Annotated in this window: 13 protein-coding genes, 2 pseudogenes and 1 riboswitch; of the genes and pseudogenes, 3 read left to right on the forward strand and 12 right to left on the reverse strand. The window is 74.0% G+C overall.

Going from position 1 to position 22,789, the window contains the following annotated elements; all coding sequences use genetic code 11:
- Positions 1-91, forward strand: a pseudogene (locus tag ACIA8Q_RS06610) (ABC transporter ATP-binding protein); the annotation flags it as partial.
- A 59-nt stretch (positions 92-150) separates the two neighbouring features.
- The gene (locus ACIA8Q_RS06615) at positions 151-2,709 is read left to right on the forward strand and encodes an FtsX-like permease family protein (RefSeq protein ID WP_360221352.1); all 2,559 of its coding nucleotides are present in this window, start codon (positions 151-153) and stop codon (positions 2,707-2,709) included.
- A 180-nt stretch (positions 2,710-2,889) separates the two neighbouring features.
- Here the strand turns inward: ACIA8Q_RS06615 and ACIA8Q_RS06620 are convergent, their stop codons facing one another.
- From ACIA8Q_RS06620 to ACIA8Q_RS06650, 7 genes and pseudogenes are all read right to left on the reverse strand, one after another.
- A complete protein-coding gene (locus ACIA8Q_RS06620; RefSeq protein WP_360221355.1) occupies positions 2,890-4,257 on the reverse strand; it encodes an NAD(P)/FAD-dependent oxidoreductase in 1,368 nt (455 codons plus the stop codon).
- 428 nt (positions 4,258-4,685) lie between these two features.
- Positions 4,686-5,621: a Ppx/GppA phosphatase family protein gene (locus ACIA8Q_RS06625; RefSeq protein WP_360221397.1), complete on the reverse strand. Its 936-nt coding sequence runs from the start codon at positions 5,619-5,621 to the stop codon at positions 4,686-4,688.
- Between the two features lie 170 nt (positions 5,622-5,791).
- Positions 5,792-6,319 (reverse strand): annotated as a pseudogene (locus ACIA8Q_RS06630) (DUF501 domain-containing protein); the annotation flags it as partial.
- Positions 6,291-6,776 (reverse strand): septum formation initiator family protein, encoded by a 486-nt coding sequence (locus tag ACIA8Q_RS06635; RefSeq protein ID WP_360221358.1) that lies wholly within the window; start codon positions 6,774-6,776, stop codon positions 6,291-6,293. The pseudogene ACIA8Q_RS06630 and the gene ACIA8Q_RS06635, both read right to left, overlap by 29 nt.
- Before the next feature lie 118 nt (positions 6,777-6,894).
- Positions 6,895-8,181 carry a phosphopyruvate hydratase gene (gene eno / locus ACIA8Q_RS06640; protein WP_360221361.1) on the reverse strand — a complete coding sequence of 429 codons (1,287 nt, stop codon included), beginning with the start codon at positions 8,179-8,181 and terminating at the stop codon, positions 6,895-6,897.
- A gap of 242 nt (positions 8,182-8,423) precedes the next feature.
- On the reverse strand, positions 8,424-9,335 hold the full coding sequence (locus ACIA8Q_RS06645; RefSeq protein WP_363364874.1) for a transglycosylase family protein: 912 nt from the start codon (positions 9,333-9,335) through the stop codon (positions 8,424-8,426).
- 1 nt (position 9,336) lies between these two features.
- Positions 9,337-9,507, reverse strand: a riboswitch (cyclic di-AMP (ydaO/yuaA leader).
- Positions 9,508-9,717: 210 nt separating this feature from the next.
- Complete coding sequence (locus ACIA8Q_RS06650; RefSeq protein WP_360221367.1) at positions 9,718-11,022, reverse strand: cytochrome P450; 1,305 nt, start codon at positions 11,020-11,022, stop codon at positions 9,718-9,720.
- 212 nt (positions 11,023-11,234) lie between these two features.
- Here ACIA8Q_RS06650 and ACIA8Q_RS06655 point away from each other — a divergent pair, with 212 nt between their 5' ends.
- Entirely contained in the window at positions 11,235-11,654 is a 420-nt protein-coding gene (locus ACIA8Q_RS06655) for an SDR family NAD(P)-dependent oxidoreductase (protein ID WP_360221370.1), read from the forward strand.
- A 29-nt stretch (positions 11,655-11,683) separates the two neighbouring features.
- On the opposite strand, the gene ACIA8Q_RS06660 is transcribed toward ACIA8Q_RS06655, so the two are convergent.
- The 5 genes from ACIA8Q_RS06660 to ACIA8Q_RS06680 form a co-directional block, all read right to left on the reverse strand.
- The gene (locus ACIA8Q_RS06660) at positions 11,684-12,709 is read right to left on the reverse strand and encodes a MazG family protein (RefSeq protein WP_360221373.1); all 1,026 of its coding nucleotides are present in this window, start codon (positions 12,707-12,709) and stop codon (positions 11,684-11,686) included.
- Positions 12,710-12,845: 136 nt separating this feature from the next.
- A complete protein-coding gene (gene mfd / locus ACIA8Q_RS06665) occupies positions 12,846-16,475 on the reverse strand; it encodes a transcription-repair coupling factor (RefSeq protein WP_360221376.1) in 3,630 nt (1,209 codons plus the stop codon).
- 725 nt (positions 16,476-17,200) lie between these two features.
- Entirely contained in the window at positions 17,201-18,595 is a 1,395-nt protein-coding gene (locus ACIA8Q_RS06670; protein WP_396316849.1) for a hypothetical protein, read from the reverse strand.
- A 266-nt stretch (positions 18,596-18,861) separates the two neighbouring features.
- Entirely contained in the window at positions 18,862-21,564 is a 2,703-nt protein-coding gene (locus tag ACIA8Q_RS06675; RefSeq protein WP_396316850.1) for an SUKH-4 family immunity protein, read from the reverse strand.
- Positions 21,565-21,624: 60 nt separating this feature from the next.
- Complete coding sequence (locus ACIA8Q_RS06680; protein ID WP_396316851.1) at positions 21,625-22,626, reverse strand: SMI1/KNR4 family protein; 1,002 nt, start codon at positions 22,624-22,626, stop codon at positions 21,625-21,627.
- Between the last annotated feature and the right edge of the window lie 163 nt (positions 22,627-22,789).

Raw genomic sequence — 22,789 nt, forward strand, 5'->3', positions numbered from 1 at the left:
CGGCCGCATCGTCGACGAACTCCACACGCCCACCGCCGACACCGTCCTGGACCGCATGCGCCGCTTCGACGCCAAGGGCCGCACCAGCTGAGCCCACGACAAGTCAGGGCCCGCCGGCCCGCCGCCACTCCGCGAACCCCAGGACGCCCCATGTATCGCACCGCACTGCGCAACGTGCTGGCCCACAAGGGCCGACTCCTCATGACGGCGCTGGCCGTCATGCTCGGCACCGCCTTCGTGGCGGGCACCATGGTCTTCTCCGACACCTTCGGCAAGGCCATGCGGGACAGCAACTCCAAGAGCTACTCGGACGTCTCCGTCCAGGTCGTCGACCGCTCGGCCGGCTCCCAGGCCAGCGCCAGGGAGAAGAGCGAGGGCAGCGCCGCCTCGCTCACCGACGCCACCGTCCAGCAGCTGGCCGCCCTGCCCGGCACCGCCAACGCGCGCGGCGTGGTCAGCGGCTTCACCGGCGTCGCCGACCGGAACGGCAACCTGATCGGCCAGGCGTGGTCCGCCAAGGGCGCCAACTTCGCCCCCGGCACGGACGGCAAGGACACCCGGTACCCGATCGCCGAGGGCCAGGGCCCGAAGAACGCCAAGGAGATCGCGCTCGACCGCAAGACCGCCGACGAGGCGGGCTACAAGGTCGGCGACACCGTCCGGGTCGCCGCCAACGGCCCGGTCATCGAGGCGAAGCTCACCGGCGTCTTCACCACCGACGACCCGGTGGTGAGGACGGGCGGGACGCTCACCCTCTTCGACCGCGCCACCGCCCAGCAGCTGCTGCTGGAGCCCGGCCGCTACAGCAGCGTGGTGCTCACCGCCAAGCCCGGCGTCACCGACGACGCGCTGCTCGCCCAGGTCCAGCCCAAGCTGTCGGCCGGCAAGCACTTCGACGCCGAGACCGGTGAGCAGCTCAAGGCCGACGAGCAGAAGATGATCACCGACGCCACCAGCGCGCTGCGCACCGTGCTGCTCGCGTTCGCCGGTATCTCGCTCTTCGTCGGCATCTTCATCATCGCCAACACCTTCACCATGCTGATCGCCCAGCGCACCAAGGAACTCGCCCTGCTCCGGGCGATCGGTGCCAGCCGCAAGCAGGTCACCCGCTCGGTGCTGGTCGAGGCCCTGGTGATCGGCACCCTCGCGGCCGTGGCCGGCCTGCTCGCCGGTGTCGGGATCGGCGCCGGGATGCAGTCCCTGATGCGCGTGTTCAACGAGAACATGCCGCAGGGCTCGCTGGTGATCAAGCCGCTCACCGTCCTGGTGACCCTCGTGGTCGGCGTCCTGGTGACGGTCCTGTCGGCCGTCCTGCCGGCCCTGCGCGCCGCCCGGATCGCCCCGGTGGCCGCGATGAGCAGCGGCGACCAGCCGGTGAGCCAGAAGAGCCTGGTGGTCCGCAACACGATCGGCTCGCTGCTCGCCGCCGGCGGCCTCGCGCTGATCGGCTACGGCGCCTCGACCGGGAACGACAGCGGCCGGATACCGGTCGCGCTCGGCGCCTTCCTGGCCCTGATCGGCGTGTTCGTGCTGCTGCCCCTGCTCTCCCGCCCGATCATCGCCCTGATCGGTCCGGCGCTCCGCAAGCTGGCGGGCACCCCGGGGAAGCTGGCCCAGCAGAACTCCGTCCGCAACCCGCGCCGCACCGCGGCGACCGCCGCGGCGCTCACCATCGGCCTGACCCTGGTCAGCGGCCTCACCGTGATCGGGGCCTCGGTCACCGGTGTGATCGACAGGTCCATCACCAACTCGATGAAGGCCGACTACCTGGTCGGGGCCGCCAACGGCATGCCGCTGTCCGACCAGGTGCCCGCCGAGATCGCCAAGGCCCCCGGCGTCACCGCCTCCTCGCCGCTGACCGAGGTCTACTGGCAGCTGAACGGCACCACCAAGGCGATCAGCGGTGTGAACGCCGACAGCTTCGACCAGCTCGCCTCGGTCAAGCTGACCAGCGGCTCCACCGGCGCGCTCGGCAAGGGCCAGCTGCTGGTCGACCAGGACGTCGCCACGAAGTTCAACGTCACCACCGGCTCGACGCTGACCGTGACCTACCCGGACGACTCCACGGGGCAGCTCACCGTCGGCGGCGTCTACGAGAAGGGCGGCGTCCTCGGCCCGGTCGTCCTGGCCAACGGCGAGGTCCTCAAGCACGAGGCCAAGCCGTACATCTCGGACATCCTGGTCAAGGGCAAGGACGGTGCCACCGCCGCGCTCAAGCAGTCCATCAAGGACGCCACCGGCGCCAACCCGGTGATCCAGGTCAAGTCCATGCAGGACGTCCGGGACGGCTTCAGCCAGGCCATCACCTTCGTGCTGAACCTGATGTACGGCCTGCTGGCGATGTCGGTGCTGGTCGCGATCCTGGGCGTGGTCAACACGCTGGCGATGTCGGTCTTCGAGCGAAAGCGCGAGATCGGGATGCTGCGGGCGATCGGCCTGGACCGCCGGGGCATCAAGCGGATGGTCCGTCTGGAGTCCGTGGTGATCTCGCTCTTCGGCGCGGGCGTCGGCATCCTGCTCGGCTGCTTCATCGCCTGGGCGATCAACGGCACGCTGAAGTCCAGCCTCGCCGGTCTGACCACCGTCCTGCCGTACGGCCAGCTGGCGATGTTCCTGGGCCTGGCCGGCCTGGTCGGCCTGGTGGCCGCGATCTGGCCCGCCCGCCGGGCCTCCAAGCTGGACATCCTGGAGAGCATCAAGACCGACTGACACCGGACGCCGGAACGCGAGGAGCCCCTGCCAGAGGGTCGGCAGGGGCTCTTCGCTACTTCTGTACTCCGCCCGGTCGCACGGCCGGCTGAGCACCACGGAGGTCGTGGTCCGGCGACACTGCCGGGCGGAGGGCCTCCGACTCATACCCCGGTGCTCCCACACCGGGGCCTCAGTCGCTTACTTGCTCGCGAGTTCCTTCTCGGCGGCCGGCTTGGCGGCCTCCACGGGCTTCGTGGGCGGGGTGACCTCCTGGATCGGGAGCTGCGGCTTCTCCATCTGGGAGAGGCCGACCATCTCGCGCTTCAGGAACATCGCCAGGGTCCAGTCGGTGAAGACGCGGACCTTGCGGTTGACGGTCGGGACCATCGCACCGTGGTACAGGCGGTGGAACCACCAGGCCGGACGGCCCTTCAGCTTGTACTTGCCGAAGAGGATCGCCACGCCCTTGTGCAGGCCGAGACCGGCGACCGCACCCAGGTTCTTGTGCTTGTACTCCTTCTGCGGGAAGCCGCGCATGCCGGAGATCACGTTGTCACCGAGGACGACGGCCTGGCGGCAGGCGTGCTGCGCGTTCGGCGGGCACCAGGCGCCCTCGCCGGCGGCGAGGTCCGGGACCTGGGCGTTGTCGCCCGCGGCCCAGACGTAGTCGAAGCCCTGGACCTGGAGGGTCGGCGCGGTGTCGACGTGGCCGCGCGGGCCCAGCGGCAGGCCGAACTCGGCCAGCACCGGGTTCGGCTTCACGCCGGCCGTCCACACGATGGTGGAGGCGTCCATCTCCAGGCCGTTCTTCAGCACGACGTGGCCGTCGACGCAGGAGTCCATCGAGGTCTCGATGTAGACCTCGATCTGCCGCTCCTCGAGCTTCTCCTTGGTCCACAGACCGAGGTCCGGGCCCATCTCGGGGAGGATGCGGTTGGCGGCCTCGACCACGACGAAGCGCATGTCGTCGCGGCTGACGGTCCGGTACAGCTTGGACGCGTCGCGCGCCATGTCCTCGATCTCGGCGATCGTCTCGATGCCGGCGAAGCCGCCGCCGATGACGACGAAGGTCAGGGCCTTGCGGCGGACCTCCTCGTCGGCGGTGGACTCGGCCTTGTCGAGCTGGGCCATGACGTGGTTGCGGAGGCCGATGGCCTCCTCGACCGTCTTCATGCCGATGCCGTGCTCCGCCAGACCCGGGATCGGGAAGGTGCGGGAGACCGAGCCGGTCGCGACGACCAGGTACTCGAAGGGCAGCTCGTAGCTGTCGCCGGCCGCGGGCTGGATCGTGGCGACCTTGCGGGCGTGGTCCACACCGGTGACCGCACCGGTGAGCACCTCCGCCTTCTTGAGGGCGCTGCGCAGGGGCGCGACGAGGTTGCGGGGCGCGACGTTGCCGCCGGCCGCCTCGGGGAGGAAGGGCAGGTACGTCATGTACGACCGCGGGTCGACGACCGTGACGGTCGCTTCGCCGTAACGCATCTTCTTGAGGATGCGCATCGCGGCATACAGGCCGACGTAACCACCGCCGACAATGAGGATGCGAGGACGCTCCGTGGTGCTCATATCGGAAAGTATCCAGCACCGTTCGGAGCAGCCTTCGTGAGCCCGGTCACAAGCTCCTGGACACCCCGTGCTACACTGCGCGGCCGCAAAAGCGGCCCGGGGCCCCCTGCTCACGGCCCCGCGCACACCCCCGTGAGCCCACGCCGGAGCACCACCCTGCTGAGCAGCAACGATCCGTACAGGGCCTGGGTTCCCGCTGATGATTTCGATTTTCAAACCTCAGCCGAGGCCTGGCCTGCGATCCAGCGGTCGTCACGGGGAGCGAGCCTTCAGTCCCACATTTCGGACATGGCGGGCGGGCGACCGTGGCGAAAGGCCGGATCGTCACGTGAAGAAATTCACGAAGTTTTTCGCCCGGGCCCGGGCGCGCCCCGGCCCCGGGCCCCCCCAGGGGGCGCCGGGGCCGGTTCGGTAAGTCCCACCGGGCGTCAGGAGGCCATACTCCAGGCGATGCCGTCCAGGATGTCGTGCTCGCTGACGACCACCTCGGCGGCGCCGGTCCGCTCCATGATCTCCAGCAGTTCGAGCGCGCCGGCCGCGATCACGTCCACCCGGCCCGGGTGCATCGACGGGATGGCGGCGCGCTCGGCGTGGGTGGCGGCCAGCAGCTCCCGGGCGATCCCGGCGACCCGCTCCCGGCTGATCCGCGAGTGGTGGATCCGCGCCGAGTCGTAGGCGGGGAGCTCCTGGGCGATGGCGGACACCGTGGTGACCGTCCCGGCCAGGCCGACCAGGGTGGCCGCCCCGGTCAGCGGCACGACCTCCGCGGCCTTGTCGAGCTCGGCCCGCACGTGCGCCCGGGCGGTCTCGACCTGCTCCGCGGAGGGCAGCTCGGCGCCGCCGAAGTGCCGCTCGGTGAGCCGGACGCAGCCGATGTCCACCGAGCGGGCGGCCTGCACGTCCGTGCCGCCCAGGACGAACTCGGTCGAGCCGCCGCCGAGGTCGAACACCAGGTACGGCGCCGGGAACTGCCCGCCGGTCAGCTCCTTGGTGGCGCCGGTGAAGGACAGGTGCGCCTCCTCCTCGCCGCTCACCACCTCGGGCTCCACGCCCAGGACGTCGCGCACGCCCTTGACGTACTCGTCGCTGTTCTCGGCGTCCCGCGAGGCGCTGGTGGCGACGAAGCGGGTGCGCTCCGGGCCGACGCCGAAGCCGGCGATGACCTCGCGGTACTCGCGGCAGGCCGCGAAGGTGCGGGCCAGCGCGTCCGGGTGCAGCCGGCCGGTCTGGTCCACGCCCTGGCCCAGCCGGTTGACGATCATGCGGCGGTCGAGATCGGTGATCTCCCCGGTCTCCGGGTCCAGGTCGGCGACCAGCAGGCGGATCGAGTTGGTGCCGCAGTCGATCGCGGCCACGCGCGTCATGCTCACTCGGACTCCCCCTCGGCGTCACCGGCGGCGGCCCCGCCGGAGGCCGTCTCCTCCGCGGCGAGCCGCTTCGCGGCGCGCTCGGCGGTGAGCTGCTGCTTGGCCTCGATGACGGCCTGGTGGTCCTGCTCCTTGGCCCGGTTGCGGGCGACCCGCGCGCCCGCGGCCTCGACCTCGGCCGGGGAGACGCAGGGGCCCTTGGCCCACCAGTCCTCCAGCATGCCGATCGCCTCGTCGCCGAGCGGGTTGACGCCCTCGCCGGCCGCCAGCGAGTGGCCGACCAGCACGTGCAGGCACTTCACCCGGTCCGGCATGCCGCCGGCGCTCGGGAAGCCCTCCAGCACCTCGATGGCGTCGCGGCGGGCGATGTAGTCCTCGTGCGCCTTCTGGTAGGCGGCGGCCAGCTCCGGGTCCTCGGCGAGCCGGGCGGTCTGGTCCTTCATCACGCCGTCCGCCTCCAGGGTGCCGATCAGCGAGGCGGCCTTGGGGCAGGTCAGGTAGTAGAGCGTCGGGAACGGCGTGCCGTCGGGCAGCCGGGGCGCCGTCTCCACGACGTCCGGGTTGCCGCAGGGGCAGCGGTGCGCGACGCCGCGCAGGCCGCGCGGCACCCGGCCGAGCTGGGCGGCGATGGCCGCGACGTCGGCGTCGGAGACGTTGGGGTGGTTCTCAGTGGTCATGGGGGGAGGTGTCTCCAGCGGGGGACGGTGGGAGCGGACGGGGGGTGGCGGGGGCCAGCGCGGCGGTGTCGGCGGCGTCCACCGAGTCCCAGATGCTGGCGTACCAGGGCTTGGCGGCCTTCACCGGGCCGGTGGCCGAGCCCTCGGAGGGGCCGGGGCCGGCGGCGGACGCGGAGGGCTGGGCGGCGGCCTGGCCGGCCGGGTCCACCGCGATGTACGGGGTCTCCCCCGGCATCGCGTAGTGCAGCCGGGCGCGGGCCTGCGCCTTGACGTACTCCGGGTCCTGCCAGCGGGCCTTGTCCCGGCGCAGCTGCTCGACCTGCTGGCGCGCGTGGTCGGCCTTCGCCCGTTGGGCGGAGATCTCGGCGCGCTGGGAGATGAACTGCCGCGTCGGGTAGGCGAGGATCGCCACCAGCGAGCAGAGCACCAGGACGAGGACGGTCGCCCGGCTCGTGAACCGAGGCCGGGCCGCCAAGCCCGGGATCCTCCAGCCTGCCATCTCCCGTATCCCCTCCTGGTCGCGACGGTGCCCCGCCGTCCACCCTACGGGGTGAACGGCGGGGCACCGGTCAGGCTTGCGCGACCTCGCGGTCTCAGCCCTCGTGCTTGAACCGCGGGAAGGCGCCGCGGCCGGCGTACTCGGCGGCGTCGTCGAGGATCTCCTCGATGCGCAGCAGCTGGTTGTACTTGGCGACGCGCTCGGAGCGGGCCGGGGCACCGGTCTTGATCTGGCCGCAGTTGGTGGCGACGGCCAGGTCGGCGATGGTGACGTCCTCGGTCTCGCCGGAGCGGTGCGACATCATGCAGCGGTAGCCGTTGCGCTGGGCCAGCTCGACGGCGTCCAGGGTCTCGGTCAGCGAACCGATCTGGTTCACCTTCACCAGCAGCGCGTTGGCGGTGCCGGTCTCGATGCCCTTGGCCAGGCGGGCCGGGTTGGTGACGAACAGGTCGTCGCCGACCAGCTGGACCTTGTCGCCCAGCTTGACGGTCATGGCCTTCCAGCCGTCCCAGTCCGACTCGTCCAGCGGGTCCTCGATGGAGACCAGCGGGTAGGCGGCGACCAGCTCGGCGTAGTACTCGATGAGCTCGGCGGCGGAGAGGGCCTTGCCCTCGAACTGGTAGGCGCCGTCCTTGTAGAACTCGGAGGCGGCGACGTCCAGGGCCAGCGCGACGTCCCGGCCGGGCACGTAGCCGGCCTTCTGGATGGCCTCGGTGATGAGGTCCAGGGCCTCGCGGTTGCTGTCCAGGTTCGGCGCGAAGCCGCCCTCGTCGCCGAGGCCGGTGGACAGGCCGCGCTCCTTCAGCACGCCCTTGAGGGTGTGGTAGACCTCGACGCCCCAGCGGACGGCCTCGGAGAAGGACTCCGCGCCGATCGGGGCGATCATGAACTCCTGGATGTCGACGTTGGAGTCCGCGTGCGAGCCGCCGTTGAGGATGTTCATCATCGGCACGGGCAGCACGTGGGCGTTCGGGCCGCCCAGGTAGCGGAACAGCGGCAGGTCGCTGGCCTCGGAGGCGGCGTGCGCCACGGCCAGCGAGACGCCGAGGATCGCGTTGGCGCCGAGCGAGGACTTGTCCGGGGTGGCGTCCAGGTCGAGCATGGCCTGGTCGATCAGGCGCTGCTCGGTGGCGTCGTAGCCGACCAGCTCCGGGCCGATCTGCTCGATGACGGCCAGGACGGCCTTCTCCACGCCCTTGCCGAAGTAGCGGTTCTTGTCGCCGTCGCGAAGCTCCAGGGCCTCGAAGGCTCCGGTGGAGGCACCCGACGGGACAGCGGCACGGCCGGTGCTGCCGTCGTCGAGGCCCACCTCGACCTCGACCGTGGGGTTGCCACGCGAGTCGAGGATCTCACGGGCTACGACGACATCGATGGACGGCACGAGGCATCTCCTTGCGGAAGCAGGGTCCGGCTGACGTTGGTGCTGCCGGCGGGACGATTGCGGAGTCGTTACGACCAGAGCCTAACCGCCCGGGCCCCCGGGGCCACGCTGGCCTCGGTCCCGTCTCAGCGTGTGGCCGCACTACCCACCGGTAGTTCACCCGCCCGCCCGGGCGAACCGGCCCGAATCCGGGCGGAGGGGGACGGATCCCCGCCCCCCTCCGCCCGGCGGGCGGGAGCGGCTCAGCCGAGGTGCAGGACCTGGCCGGGCATGATCAGGTTCGGGTCGCCGCCGACGGTGCCGCGGTTGCCGTCGTAGACCGACTGCCAGCCACCGGTGACGCCCTGGGCGGCGGCGATGGTCGACAGCGTGTCGCCGGACCGGACGGTGTAGTCGTGGCCGCCCTGCGCGGCGGCCGGGGCGGTGCGCACGGCCGGAGCGGGCTGGGCGGCCTGCGGCGCGTAGTGCTGCGGGGCGGCGGCCTGCGGCGCGAACTGCTGGTAGACGCTCTGGTGGCTGGTCCAGTACCAGGTGCCGTTGTTCTGGTACCAGAACACCTTCGCGTCGGCGTCCCAGCCGGCCTTGCCGGAGAAGCCCGGGGCCTGCGGCTGCGCCTGCTGCGGCGCGGGCTGCTGGGCGGCCGGCTTCGGGGCGGCCGGCTGGGCGGGCTTGGCGGCGGGCTGCGCCGGCTTGGCCGCGGGCTGGGCCGGCTTGGCGGCCGGCTTCGCGGCGGCGGGCTTGTCGTCCGAGGAGGTGTCGACGCTCGCCGGCGCGCCGCCCTTGCTCAGGCCGGCCTTCTGCGAGCAGACCGGCCAGGCGCCCGGCCCCTGCGAGGCGAGGACCTTCTCGGCGACGGCGATCTGCTGGCCCTTGCTGGCCTGGTTGGCCTGCGGCGCGTACGCGGTGCCGCCGTACGCCTTCCAGGTGCCGGAGGTGAACTGCAGGCCCCCGTAGAAGCCGTTGCCGGTGTTGATGCTCCAGTTGCCACCGCTCTCGCACTGCGCGACGGAGTCCCAGGCGGAGGCCGGGGCGGCGGAGGCGCCGGTGGCGGTGAGGATCGGCATCGCGAGTCCGACGCCGGCCACACCGGCGACGGCGATGGCCTTCTCGGCCTGGGTACGACGACGGTGGCGGCCAGTTCCAACGAACAGCATGAAGGTCCCTCTCCGCACGCCTGCGAGGTGAGCTGTCGGGTTCGGACCGGGAGGTGGCCCGGCCGCCGTCAGCGGAAACGATTCCGCTCGGGCGGCTTCACCCCAAGCCGTGGGGAAACGGCAACAAACCTGGTTCCCCCGCCCCTGCCCAGGGTTCTGGTCGGTTTCCCGTGACGCGGCGGGCAGGATTCGGCGTCCCGCGCACGAGGTCCGCAGCTGCGAACTCCAGGGAGAGTAGACAGATCCTCAGACCAATCACAAGCTCATATCACCGATATCACACAGAAATCACGGCCCGCGCTCGATCGCCCACCAACCGTGCGGCTATGTCCGGATTGATGGAGGTTCAGCCACCCCTCCAACGGCCGCCGGCGACACCCAGTCAGCGTGTCGGAGGGTCGGAAGGTTCCCGGAGGACGGCCGGCGGCGCGTGCGGGGAACGGCTCTCCGGGCTGAATTCCACCGGGAGTTCCCGCAGTCCCCGCATGATCAGGCCACCGCGCCAGCGCAGATTCTCCGGGCTTTCCGCCAACTGCAGATCCGGCAGCCGGGAAAGCAGCGTGGCCAGCGCGCTCCGGCCCTCCAGCCGGGCCAGCGGGGCCCCGATGCAGTAGTGGATCCCGTGGCCGAAACCCAGGTGCGGGTTGTCCGTTCGCGCCAGGTCCAGGGTGTTCTCGTCCGAGAACCTGGCCGGATCCCGGTCCGCCGCGGCCAGCACCACCAGCACCGGGTCCCCCACCGGGATGTCCACCCCGCCGATCGACACCGGCCGGGTCGCGAACCGCCACGTCGCCAGCTCCACCGGCCCGTCGTAGCGCAGCAGTTCCTCGATCCCGGTCTCCAGCAGCGCGCTCTCGCCGCGCGCCACCGACTCCTGCAGCAGCCTGCGCTGCTCCGGGTTGCGCAGCAGCGCGTACGTCCCGTTGCCGATCAGGTTGACGGTCGTCTCGAAGCCCGCGAACAGCAGGATGAAGGCCATCGCGGCGGCCTCGTTCTCGGTCAGGTGCTCCCCGTGGTCGCTCGCCCGGATCAGGCCCGAGATCAGGTCGTCCCCCAGGTCCGCCCGCTTGCGGTGGATCAGCTCCAGCAGGTACGCCCGCATCCGCTTCACCGCCCGGCCCACGCCGCCGCGCTGGCCGCCGCCGTGCCGGATCATCATCCCCGCCCAGTCGCGGAAGTCGTCCTGGTCCTCGGCCGGCACGCCCAGCATGTCGCAGATCGCGTAGATGGGGAGCGGGAACGCGAACTCGTGGATCAGGTCCGCCGACCCGCGCTGCGCGAAGCCGTCGATCAGGCGGTCCGTGAGCTGCTGCACCCGCGGCTCGAACTCCGCGACCCGGCGCGGCGTGAACGCCTTCGACACCAGGCGGCGCAGCCGGGTGTGGTCCGGCGGGTCGATGTTCAGCAGGTGCGTCATCAAGTCCGCCTGGCGCTCCCCCGGGATGCCGACCCGGCCGGTGCGGTGGGCCTGCTCGCTGTGGTGCGCCGGGTTCTTCGACAGCCGGCCGTCCGCGAGCGCCTGCCGCGCGTCCGCGTACCGGGTCACCAGCCAGGCCTCCACCCCGCTGGGCAGCGTCGTGCGGTGCACCGGGGCGTGCTCGCGCAGCCAGGCGTAGGCGGGGTACGGATCTGCGGCGAACTCCCAGGTGAAGAGCTGCGGGGCGGTGGGGGCGGGCTGCGCTGACATGGACCGACCGTATCCGGTGCACCGGGGCCCGCCGCCCCGCGGACGCGGGTTCCGGGACGGACCCTTGGACAGGTCTTAACCGTAGGGCGGGCGTGAGCCTGGTCACCTGAGGGGTAATCCCTGTTGCGGAGGGTCAGGTCGTGCCTACGATCCTCCGCAGAAATCGTGGGCGCCGGTGCGGTGTCGCCCACAGGGAGGAGCAGACCATGCGGGTGAGCGGGGCAGTCGTCGTCATCGCGGTACTCGACGGCGGGTCGGGAGCCGACCTCGCCCGCCGGTTCACCGCGGCCGGCGCCGCCGGTGTGCTGATCGCCGACCAGCACGTCGGCGTGGCCGAGGACCTCGCCACCGAGCTCGACCGGCCGGGCTGCCCGGTCGTCGGCGTCGGCGGGGACATCCGCCGCCCCAGCGACGTCGCCGCCCTCGTCGACACCGCCGAGAAGCACCTGGGCCCGATCGACCTGTTCTGCGTGGCCGGCCCCGGCGGCGAGCGGATCGTCTCCCTCGCCGACCTGCCCGACCACCTCGACCTGGAACGCCTCGCCGAGCTGCTCGCGCTCGTCGGCGAGGCCATCGGCGAGGTCGTCCCGCCGCAGCGGCGGCCGGTCGGGAGCACCGCCGCCGCGGCCTGAGCCGGCCCCTCCGCCCGCCGGCCGGCCGGCTACTCGCCGGCCGGTTCGAGGCCCTCGGCCGCGCGCACCGCGTCCCGGTACCCGCGCGCGGCCGACCGCAGCGCCGCGTCCACGTCCACCCCGGCGTCGTGCGCCCGCTGCACGACCGCCAGCAGCAGCCGGCCCGCCGACTCCGCCGTCAGCCCCCCGGGCAGCTCGTACGGCTCGTCCGGCACGCCCGCGAAACCGGCCTTGCGCACCCGCGACACCAGCTTCGCCGCGTACGCCAGCGACGGCAGCCCGGCCGGCACGCCGTCCAGCACCGACTCCCGGTCCGACTTCTCGGCCGCCTTCAGCTGCTCCCAGTTGGCCTCCACCTCGGCGGCGCCCTCCGCGGTGACGTCACCGAAGACGTGCGGGTGCCGGTAGACCAGCTTGTCGACGAGGTCGCCGGCCACGTCGTCGATCGAGAACGCCTCCGACGGGTGCTCCTCGGCGATCCTGGAGTGGAAGAAGACCTGGAGCAGCACGTCCCCCAGCTCCTCGCGGAGCGTCTCCCGGTCCCCCTCCTCGATCGCCTCGACGAGCTCGTACGCCTCCTCGACCAGGTACTTCACCAGGCTCTCGTGCGTCTGCTCGGCGTCCCACGGGCAGCCGCCCGGCGACCGCAGCCGGTCCATCACCGAGACCAGGTCCAGCAGGCGCGCCCCCGGGAGGTCGTAGGAGCCCGGCAGCACCTCGATCTCCGGCACCTCGCCCGCGTGCTCCACGGCCAGCCGGGCCAGGGCGTCCGTGAGCCCCGGATCCCCGTCCGGACTCCCCAGCCACACCGTCGCCCCGGTCTCCGCGGGCGCGGTCAGCAGCCGGGCCAGGGCCGGCGCCGACCCCGGCGCCACGACCTCCACCACGACCCCGGCCTGCCGCACCGCCGCCACCTGCGGGTGCCCCTCGTCCGCCACCAGCACCCGGCCGGCCGACCGCAGGGCCTCCCACGCCGGCCACGCCAGCAACCCGGGGGCCACCCGGTGGGTGGTGGTCAGCAGGATCAACTTCGCGCCCGGAACATTCGTCGTCACACCCCCGAACCTACCCGTCCGCGCCCCCGCCCCGGGCCGGAGAAGGGCAACTGCGCCCGACTCCCGGCCGGCCGCCGCGGACACGCGACGGCCGGCCCGGGCCGGGCCCGGGACCGCCGTCGCCCGCCGCCGGGCGCTACTTCCTCGAACCCGCCAGGTCGTCGAACATCGCCGACAGGAACTCGCCGCACCAGCCCAGCAGCTCCCGGCCGACCAGCGGCTTGCCGCCGATCCGCCCGGTGCTCGGCCGCGGCACCAGCAGCTGCTGGGCGGCCGCCTTGACCTGGCTGCGCGGGTAGAGCCGGTTCAGCCGCAGCTGCTGGGACTCCCGCAGCTCCACCGGCCCGAACCGGACGTTGGCACCCTGCAGGGTGATGTCCGCGATGCCGCACCGCCGGGCGTACAGCCGCAGCGCCGCGACCATCAGCAGGTTCTCCACGGGATCGGGCAGCTTGCCGTAGCGGTCGGTCAGTTCGTCCCGGACGTGCTGGATGTCCTCCTCGGAGTTGACCGCGGCGATCGAGCGGTACGCCTGCAGCCGCAGCCGCTCGCCGGGCGCGTAGTCGTGCGGCACGTGCGCGTCGACCGGCAGCTCGATCTTCACCTCCAGCGGCTCCTCCTCCGGCTCGCCGCCGTTCGCCAGCGACTCGCGGAACTCGGCCACCGCCTCGCCGACCATCCGCATGTAGAGGTCGAAGCCGACGCCCGCGATGTGCCCGGACTGCTCGCCGCCGAGCAGGTTGCCGGCGCCGCGGATCTCCAGGTCCTTCATCGCGACGTACATGCCGGCGCCCATCTCGGTGTGCTGGGCGATGGTGGCCAGCCGCTCGTGCGCCGTCTCGGTGAGCGGCTTCTCCGGCGGGTACAGCATGTAGGCGTAGCCGCGCTCGCGGCCTCGGCCGACCCGGCCGCGCAGCTGGTGCAGCTGGGAGAGGCCGAAGGTGTCGCCGCGCTCGACGATCAGGGTGTTGGCGTTGGAGATGTCGATGCCGGACTCCACGATCGTGGTCGACACCAGGACGTCGAACTCCTTCTCCCAGAAGTCGACGACGACCTTCTCCAGCTGGGTCTCCCCCATCTGCCCGTGCGCGGTGGCGATCCGCGCCTCGGGCACCAGGTCCTTGAGCCGGGCGGCCGCCTTGTCGATCGACTCCACCCGGTTGTGGATGTAGAAGACCTGGCCCTCGCGCAGGAGTTCGCGCCGGATCGCGGCCGAGATCTGCTTCTCGTCGTACGGGCCGACGAAGGTCAGCACCGGGTGCCGCTCCTCCGGCGGGGTGGTGATGGTCGACATCTCGCGGATGCCGGTGACGGCCATCTCCAGGGTGCGCGGGATCGGCGTCGCGGACATCGTGAGCACGTCCACGTTGGCCCGCAGCTTCTTCAGCTGCTCCTTGTGCTCGACGCCGAACCGCTGCTCCTCGTCGACGATGACCAGACCGAGGTCCTTGAACCTGGTCTCGGAGGAGAACAGCCGGTGGGTGCCGATGACGACGTCCACCGAGCCCTCGAACAGCCCCTCCAGCACGGCCTTGGCCTCGCCGTCGGTCTGGAAGCGGGACAGCGCCCGCACCGTCACGGGGAAGTTGGCGTAACGCTCCGCGAAGGTCGAGAAGTGCTGCTGCACCAGCAGCGTGGTCGGCACCAGCACCGCCACCTGCTTGCCGTCCTGCACCGCCTTGAAGGCCGCCCGCACCGCGATCTCGGTCTTTCCGTAGCCGACGTCGCCGCAGATCAGCCGGTCCATCGGGACGGACTTCTCCATGTCCGCCTTGACCTCGGCGATGGTGGTCAGCTGGTCCGGCGTCTCCGCGTAGGGGAAGGCGTCCTCCAGCTCGCGCTGCCACGGGGTGTCCGGGCCGAAGGTGTGGCCGGGTGCGGCCATCCGGGCCGAGTAGAGCTTGATCAGGTCGGCGGCGATCTCCTTGACCGCCTTCTTCGCCCGCTGCTTGGTCTTCGCCCAGTCCGCGCCGCCCAGCCGGTGCAGCGTCGGGGCCTCGCCGCCGACGTACTTGGTGACCTGGTCGAGCTGGTCGGTCGGCACGAACAGCCGGTCGCCGGGGTGGCCGCGCTTGGCGGGGGCGTACTCCAGCACCAGGTACTCGCGGGTGGCGCCCTGGACGGTCCGCTGCACCATCTCGACGTACCGGCCGACGCCGTGGGCCTCGTGGACGACGTAGTCGCCGGCCACCAGGGCCAGCGGGTCGATCGCGTTGCGGCGGCGGGAGGGCATCCGGCGCATGTCCTTGGTGGAGGACCGCTGGCCGGACAGGTCGGTCTCGGTGATGACGGTGAGCTTGAGGGCCTCGTCGACGAAGCCGTGCTCGATCGAGCCGCAGGAGACGTGGACGACGTCCCGGGTCGGCGCCTCGGCGAGGTCGGCGACCAGCCGGGCCGGGATGCCCTCGTTGCCCAGCACCTCGGCGAGCCGGGAGGCGGGCCCGTGGCCCTCCGTCACCATGACGACCCGCCAGTCGGCGGCCAGCCGCTCCTTGGCGTCGGCGATCGCCCGGGCGGTGTCGCCGCGGTAGGCCTCCACGGCGTGCATGCCGAGGGTCAGCGTGTTGGCGTCGAACTCCAGGATGCCGTCGACCGCCGACTCGCTGGTCGCGAAGGGGCTGACCGACCACCAGGGCAGCCCGATCTCGTCGGCGTGCTCGCGCACCTCGGCGAGCGAGCGCAGCGAGGCGGCGGAGACGTCGATCGCCTCCAGGTCGATCGGCCGGTCCCCGCCGGACGCGGCGGCGACCCAGGAGGCGTGCAGGAACTCCTGGCTGGTCGCCACCAGGTCGGCGGCCCGGGTGCGGACCCGCTCCGGGTCGCAGACCACGGTGACCGAGCCGATCGGCAGCACGTCGAGCAGCAGCTCCATGTCGTCGACCAGGACCGGCGCCAGCGACTCCATGCCCTCGACCGCGATGCCCTCGGCGATCTTGTCCAGGATCTCGGCCAGCCCGGGGTGCGCGGCCGACAGCTCGGCGGCCCGCGCCCGCACCTCGTCGGTGAGCAGCAGCTCGCGGCAGGGCGGCGCCCAGAGGCCGTGCTCGGCGATCTCCAGCGAGCGCTGGTCGGCGACCTTGAAGTAGCGGACCTCCTCGACCTCGTCGCCCCAGAACTCCACCCGCAGCGGGTGCTCCTCGGTCGGCGGGAAGACGTCCAGGATGCCGCCGCGGACGGCGAACTCGCCGCGCTTCTCGACCAGTTCGACGCGCGCGTAGGCGGCTGCGGCGAGCCGCCGGGCGACCTCCTCCAGATCGTGCGACTCACTGCGCCGGACGGCCACCGGCTCCAGCTCGGCCAGCCCCTTCACCTGCGGCTGGAGCACCGAGCGGACGGGCGCGACCACCACCTGCACCGGCCCGGCCGCCGGGTCGTCCGCCCGCGGGTGCACGATCCGGCGCAGCACGGCCAGCCGGCGGCCGACGGTGTCCGAGCGGGGCGACAGCCGCTCGTGCGGCAGCGTCTCCCAGGCCGGGTACTCGGCGACGGCGTCGGGCGGCAGCAGCGAGCGCAGCGAGGCCGCGAGGTCCTCGGCCTCCCGCCCGGTCGCGGTCACGGCGAGCACCGGACGGCCCCGGTCCCCGGCGGCCCGGCCGGCGAGGGCGCGGGCCAGCGCGGCGATGGCGAACGGCCGGGCCGCGGGCGGTCCGACCAGGTCCAGGTGGCGGCGGCCGCCGGCCGCGGCTCCGGCGGCGGTCGCCGCCTCGATCGCCTCGGCGAGCGCCGCGTCCCGCGCGACGACATCGAGCAGTCCGGTCAGACTCATCTGGGGTCTCTTCTTCGTCCCGTGGCTGGTGCTGCCTCCGGGCGGCGAAGGCCTGCCGGGGCAACGCGAACGGCCCGGCACGCCGAGCGGCCGGGGGTCTCCAGCCTACGCCGCGGCACGGACACGCACGCGGTGTACGACCCCGGCGGGGCCTGGCGGGGACGAACCGCCGCCCCGGCCGCGGCAGGGCCCGCAGGCCGGGCGCCGGAGGGGCCCGCGCGGGCGCCCGGCACCGGCCCGCGGCACGACCGGGGGGCGAGCGCGGCGCGAGCCCGGTGCGACCGCGGACGAACGACCGGACGCGGGGGCCGCCCGGCGGGTGGACGAACCGGCCGGAGCCCGGCTCCGCGATCCGCCACGAGCTGGACATACTCCTGTCACTGGCCGTCCATGGAGATCGCGCACCATGGTGAACGTGCCCGCCGCACCCAACCGTGGGGGATGGCTGTGGCGGCACTGTCGCACCCCCGATGGGGGTCGGAGGTGCGAGGCCGGGCGACCCTGGGTGGGGGCGCCCGCCCAAGCGCCGGGAACCGTGGCGCCCTTTCCTGGAGGGCGCCACGGGTCTCGGCCTCACTCTTTCGCGGGCCCTCCCGCGGCGGTGCCCCGGGCCGGCGGACGTCCGTCGCCCGGTGCCGGTGCCGGTGCCGCGGGCAACGGACGGCCTGCGGCCCGCACGGCCGCCGGACGACGCGACCGCCCTGCCGGCCGGTCCGTGCGGCGGGTCAGCGCCGGCGGTAGCTCACCGTGTTCGGAGTCGCGTAGCCGCTGCCGTCGTCCACGATGACGATCTTCGGGATGATCCGGGTCTCGTCCTGCGGCTCCGCGTCGGCGCCCTCGCCCTCCTCCGCGGCGGCGGCCTCCGGCGGCGCGGCCGGCCTCGGCGGCACCGAGGACGGTTCGACCGGCCCGGTCACCACGGCGACGGGCGCCCGGCCCGCGGAGGACGCGGCGCCGGAGGCCGCCGAGGCACCCGCGGGGGAGCCGACCACCGGCATCCGCAGCACCGCCGTCGCCTTCTCCCGCCCGGCGGCTCCGGCCGGCTCCGTCCCGGTCTGCTCCGCACCGGCCCGCTCCGCGCCGGTCTGCGAGGGCCCGGCCGGCACGACGGCCTTCCGGAGGCCGGCCACCGCGATCTCGCCGGTGTCCGCCTCCGGGTCGACGGGCACCGCGTCGGCGACGGCGTCCGCGACCCCGTCCACCGGTCCGGTCGGCGCGGCGGCCGGCGGCTCGGGCTCGATGGCGCCCACCGCCGCGCCGGTGAGCGAGGCGAGGGTGGCCTTGATGTGGTCGAGGTGCTGCTGGACGGTCTCCAGCCGGTTGTCGAACTCGCGCTGCTCGCGCTCGCTCGCCGCGTTGATCCGCTCCGCCTCCCGGCGGGCCTGCTCGACCAGCTGGTCGGCCTTGGCCTGGGCGTCGGTCTCCAGCTGCTTGATCCGGCCGAGCACCGTCTCCCGGTGCTGCTCGGCCTCCTTGACCCGGCGCTCGGCGGTCGAGGAGACTTCGGCGTCCTCGGCGTCGGCCCTGGCCTGCGCCTGGGCGAAGGTCTCGTCGGCCTTCCGGCGCAGTTCGGCGAGCTTGGCCTCGGCCTGCTCGCCGGCCTCGGCGGCGGCCACCCGCACCTTGGCGGCGTAGGCGGTGGCGGCGTCGCGGGCGGTGCGGCTCTCCCGGTCGGCCTCGGCCCGGATTCCCTCGGCCTCGGCGCGGGTGCGCTCGTCGGTGCGCCGGGCGGCCTGGTCGGCCTCGGCGCGGGTGGTGGCGCTGTACTCCTTGGCGACCCGGTCGAGCTCCTGGCCGGCGTCGTAGACCTCGTCGCGGAGGTCCTCGGCGAAGCGCTCGGCCTTCTCCCGGATGGCGCGCGCCTCGTTGCCGGCCATCGCGGCCAGTCCGGCGGCCTGCTCGCTGAGCACCTCGTAGTCGGGTTCCGGAGCCTCCTCGGCGGCCCGGCGGACGTCGGCCAGTCGGGCCTCCATCTGCCGGATCCCGGCGCCGAGCACGCTGAGCCGCTCCCACGCCTCGTCGCGCTGGGCCGTCAGCGCGGCCAGCGTTCGGTCGACCTGCTCGGGCGCGTAGCCGCGCCGGGCAGCGGTGAAGCCGTGCTGGGGGACGGCGTCGCTCATGGGCTCTTCCCCTCGTGTCGCGGGCTGCGGAGCCCATGATCGGACGGAACGGGCGGATCCGGAACCGGTTCTGCGATCCGGTCCGGATCCGGTCGTCAGGCGGACCGGAATGTGTCGAGGACCGGACGAGTAGACCCATCCTCTTGACCTATTTTGCGCAGATCTGGGCGAAACCCCAACGAGGCAGAGCCGCGGCGGCATGCCGAAGGGGTCGTTCCGGACACCGGAACGACCCCTCCCCACCTGCGAGGATCGGCGACGACCCGCTACAGCAGGCCGTCCCAGAACTGCTCCAGCAGCACGGCCCACCAGGTGTCCGCGGTCTGCAGGGCCGCCGGGTCGATCGCGGCGAGCTGGGCCTGGAAGTCGGTCGTCCAACGACCTGCCTGGTCCGGCGTCAGCCCGTACCGCAGCCGCCACATCCGGCCCAGCAGGGCCATCGAGCGGACGAACTCCGGTACACCACTGTTGACGAACCGGGGCGGCTGCCCGGTTCCGTCGACGTCCACGGCGACCACGTGCGCGGTGCCGTACTGGACGCAGAGCTGGCGGCCGTAGTCGTTGCCGAGCACCAGGTAGCCGCCGAAGTCCGGGGCCGCGGGCAGACCGCGTTCGGCGGCCAGCTCGGCGAGCGTCGGGATCGGCCGGCCCTCCTGCGCCTGGGCCCAGAAGAACGGCCCGAAGTCGCGCGGCAGACCGGCCCACATCAGGGACTGCGACACCGGCTCGGGCACGCCCTGGCGGGAGACGGCGCGCTGCTCGTAGCGGAACACGTTCTGGCCGAAGGCCGTCCCGAGTTCCTGGGCGAGCTGCTGCGGCGGGAGCGGCGGCAGCGGCTGGACCGTCCCGGGCGCGGGCAGCGGCACCCGCGACGGGCGGACCCGCTGGGCGCCGGACGCGAGCTGGTGCAGCTCGTCCAGGTGGTCCAGCAGCTCGGCCATGCCGGCCTGCCGGGAGGCGTGGTCACGGCCGTACGCGGCGGTGTGGGTGAGCCGCACGTTCGGCCAGGACGCGGCGATCATGCGGTTGCAGTAGCCGCCCGGCAGGTCGCAGGACTCCAGCTCGGTGTACAGCTCCAGCACCTGCTCCGGCGGCACGTTCAGCCGCCGCAGGTCCTGCAGGATCTTCCACTCCGGGTGCGGTGTGCCGGGCTCGCTGCGGTGCAGCAGCTTCTGCTCGGAGCCGTCCGGGCCCCGGTAGCTGAGCGCGGCGAAGTAGCCGGGGCCGACCGTCGGAACCCCGGGCGGCACGGCGGCCGCGGACGGGCCGGGCACCGGCGCCGCCGGCGGGACGGCCCCGGCCGGGTTCGGGTAGCCGTAGCCGGCCGCGGGCGCGGCGGGGGCCGCCGGGCCGCCGGGCGGCGGCGGGACGGCGGGACCGCCGGACGGCGGGGTCCCCGGGTCGGCCGGGGCGGCGGCCAGCAGGGCCGGGTCGATCGCACCGGCCAGCTGGGTCGCCTCGTACGCCACGCCGCCCGCGGGGGTGCCCTGCGGGGCCGGGGCGGCCGGCGGGGCCTCCGCACCGCGCAGGCCCGCCGGGGGCGGGGGCGGCGGGGCCGAGGCGGCTCCACGGCCGCCGGGGGCGGCGGCGGGCGCGCCGGCGCCCGGGGTCTGCCGCAGCCCGGCGGGCGGGGGCGGCGGCGGGGCCGAGCCCGGGTTGCGGCCGAGCGAGACGCCGTGCGAGCCGCCCTGGCCGGGAGCACCGCCGCGCAGCGCGGCCGGCGGGGGCGGCGGCGGGGCCGAGCCGGGGCCGCGGCCGCCCTGCGGCACCCCGCCCGCCGGGGGCGCGGGCGTCCCGCCGGCCGGGGTGCCGGGGGCCGGGGCACCGGGCAGACCGGCGAGTCCGGGCAGCGAACCGGGCGTGGCGAGCATGGTCGCCGCGTGCTCCACCGGTGCGGCGGGCGCGGCCGGGGCACCGGGCACGCCGCCGGGCGTGGCGAGCATGGTCGCCGCCTGCTCCACGGGCGCGGCCGGGGCGGCCGGGGCACCGGGCAGGCCCAGCAGGCCCGCCATGGCGTCCGGCGACGCGAGCAGCGTCGGAGCCGGCTCGGCGGCGGGCGCGGGCGCCGGCGGCTGCGGCTGCGGCTGCGGCTGCGGCGCGGCGGGCGTGGGCGCCGGGACGGGCGGCACGCCGTAGCCGCCCTCCGGCGGCATCAGCATGGTCGCGGCCTCGGCGCCGTTCGGCACGGGGGCCTCCGGCCGGTCCGATCCGGTGATCCGCAGCCCCTCGGGCATCAGGACGGTGGCCGCCTCGGCACCGGGCGGCGACACCTGGGCGCCCGGCGCCGGGGCGGCCGCGGGGGCCTGCGGCGGGGCGGCGGGCTCGTCGTGGCCGGGCGGCGGAGCGAGCATGGTCGGCGCGTCCCCGGCGGGCCGGTCGGAGACCGGCGGCGCGGTCAGCACGGCCGGCGCCGGCGGCTGGGCCGGCGGGCCGGCGGGCGTGGCCGGGGCGGGCACCGGCGCGGGTGCGGGTGCAGGCACGACGGCGGGTTCGGGTACGGGCACCGGCGCGGCGGCGGGTGCCGGGGCACCGGCCGCCCCCAGCCGTTCCGCCTCGGCCGCGATCGCCGCGGCCCCCGCCTCCTGCAGCCACTGCGGCGGGCTGAGCAGGAAGGACGTCGCCTCGACCGGTCCGGGCGCGGGCTTGGCCGCGCCCGCCGGGTTGGCCGCGACCGGCCGCCCGTAGAGCTCCTCGTACTGCCGGACCACCTCGTTGACGGGCAGCGCCGGCCAGAGCGTGCTGGCGCCGGAGTCCCGGGCGATCACCAGCCGCGCCTCACCGGACGAGCCGGACGAGCCGGCCGTGCCGTCCGCCGCACCCGACGGACCGTCCGCCCCCGCGGGCGGCACCGCCCAGCAGACGAAGCCCAGGTCGAACTCGCGGACCCGCACCTCGCGCTGCTGCGCCCGCGGCACCCCGCCGTTGATCCACTCCTCGGCGAGCTCCTGCGCCTGCGCGTACGTCACCACGCCCGGTTCACCCCTGTCCCCATCCTCGTCGTCCCCGCTCGTTCCACCACCGCGACCACGTCAGCCCACCGGGACGGCCCGGGCGAACCCGCCGTCCACCATCAGCTCCGCGACCGTCTCCAGCTCCGGCGGGCTGCCGGCCAGCCGCAGCAGGAAGGCGTCGAAGTCCTCGCCGCAGGGCAGCAGCAGCCGGGCGCAGCGGTCCTCCGGGCTCTCCGCGGCGCCGGTGTCGCGGGCGTCGTCGTACAGGTGGAACCAGACCGAGCCGATCCGGTCCCCGCGGACCTTGAGCGCGATCAGGCCGCCCTGCGCGTAGGCGATGCCCAGGTAGTCCTTGGTGAGGTGGTCGCGCAGGCACTTGTTGGCGTACACGACGTCCTCGGTGCCGTACTCCTCGGTGAGCGTGAGGAACGGCTGGTCGAGCAGCATGCCGAGCTCGGTGTCCAGCGCGACGCCGACCGGGCCGTGGCCGCCGGCCAGCTTGAGGAACGTCCGGTAGGCGCCGGGCAGCCGGTAGCCGAGCCGCTCCTCGGCGTTCTGCACCAGGTCCTCGGGGACGCCGATCGGGTCGCCGCCGTCCTTGGCCAGCGAGAAGTGCACCGGGCGGCGCTCCTGCAGCGGGCGGGTGCCGCGCCGGGTGTGGTCGGCGCCGGAGGTGCTCAGTCCGCCGTGGTGCCGCAGCAGCGCCTTGACCTCGACCGGGACGAGCTCCATCCGCCGCCAGCCGGGGGTGGCCCGGCCGACCGCGTGGTGCCAGGTCCAACCGGGCGGGGTGGCGACGGCGGTGTCCAGGTCGGCCCAGAGCGGGTGGCCCTGGGTGAACAGCGCGGCGTTCGCCGACACGTAGTCCGTCAGCCGCAGCTCGTCCACGCCGAAGCCGTCCGGCGGATCGGCGACCTCGGCCGCGGCGGCCGCGTACGGGCCGAAGTCCGGGTAGCCGTGCTCGTCCACCCTGACCCCGGCGGGGTGCCGCTCGGCCCGGACCGGGTCCGGGAACTGCACCACCTGACCTGCGTACGCCGCGTTCGGTGCGGCGGTGACGCCGGGCCGACCTGTCGTCATCTGGGAGCCCCCACTGGCTGCTGCAAATTCTCGGTGCGCTTGCTGGGCACCAGCCTAGGGCCCGCCGTCAAACCCCCCGCTGGCGGGCGAGGCCGGGGCCTCCGGGCTCCCCGGGCGGGGCGGGCCGGGCGCACGGGGGCCGGGGCGCGCCCTCCACCGACCG

Source organism: Kitasatospora sp. NPDC051705, from assembly GCF_044453265.1.
GTDB lineage: Bacteria > Actinomycetota > Actinomycetes > Streptomycetales > Streptomycetaceae > Kitasatospora.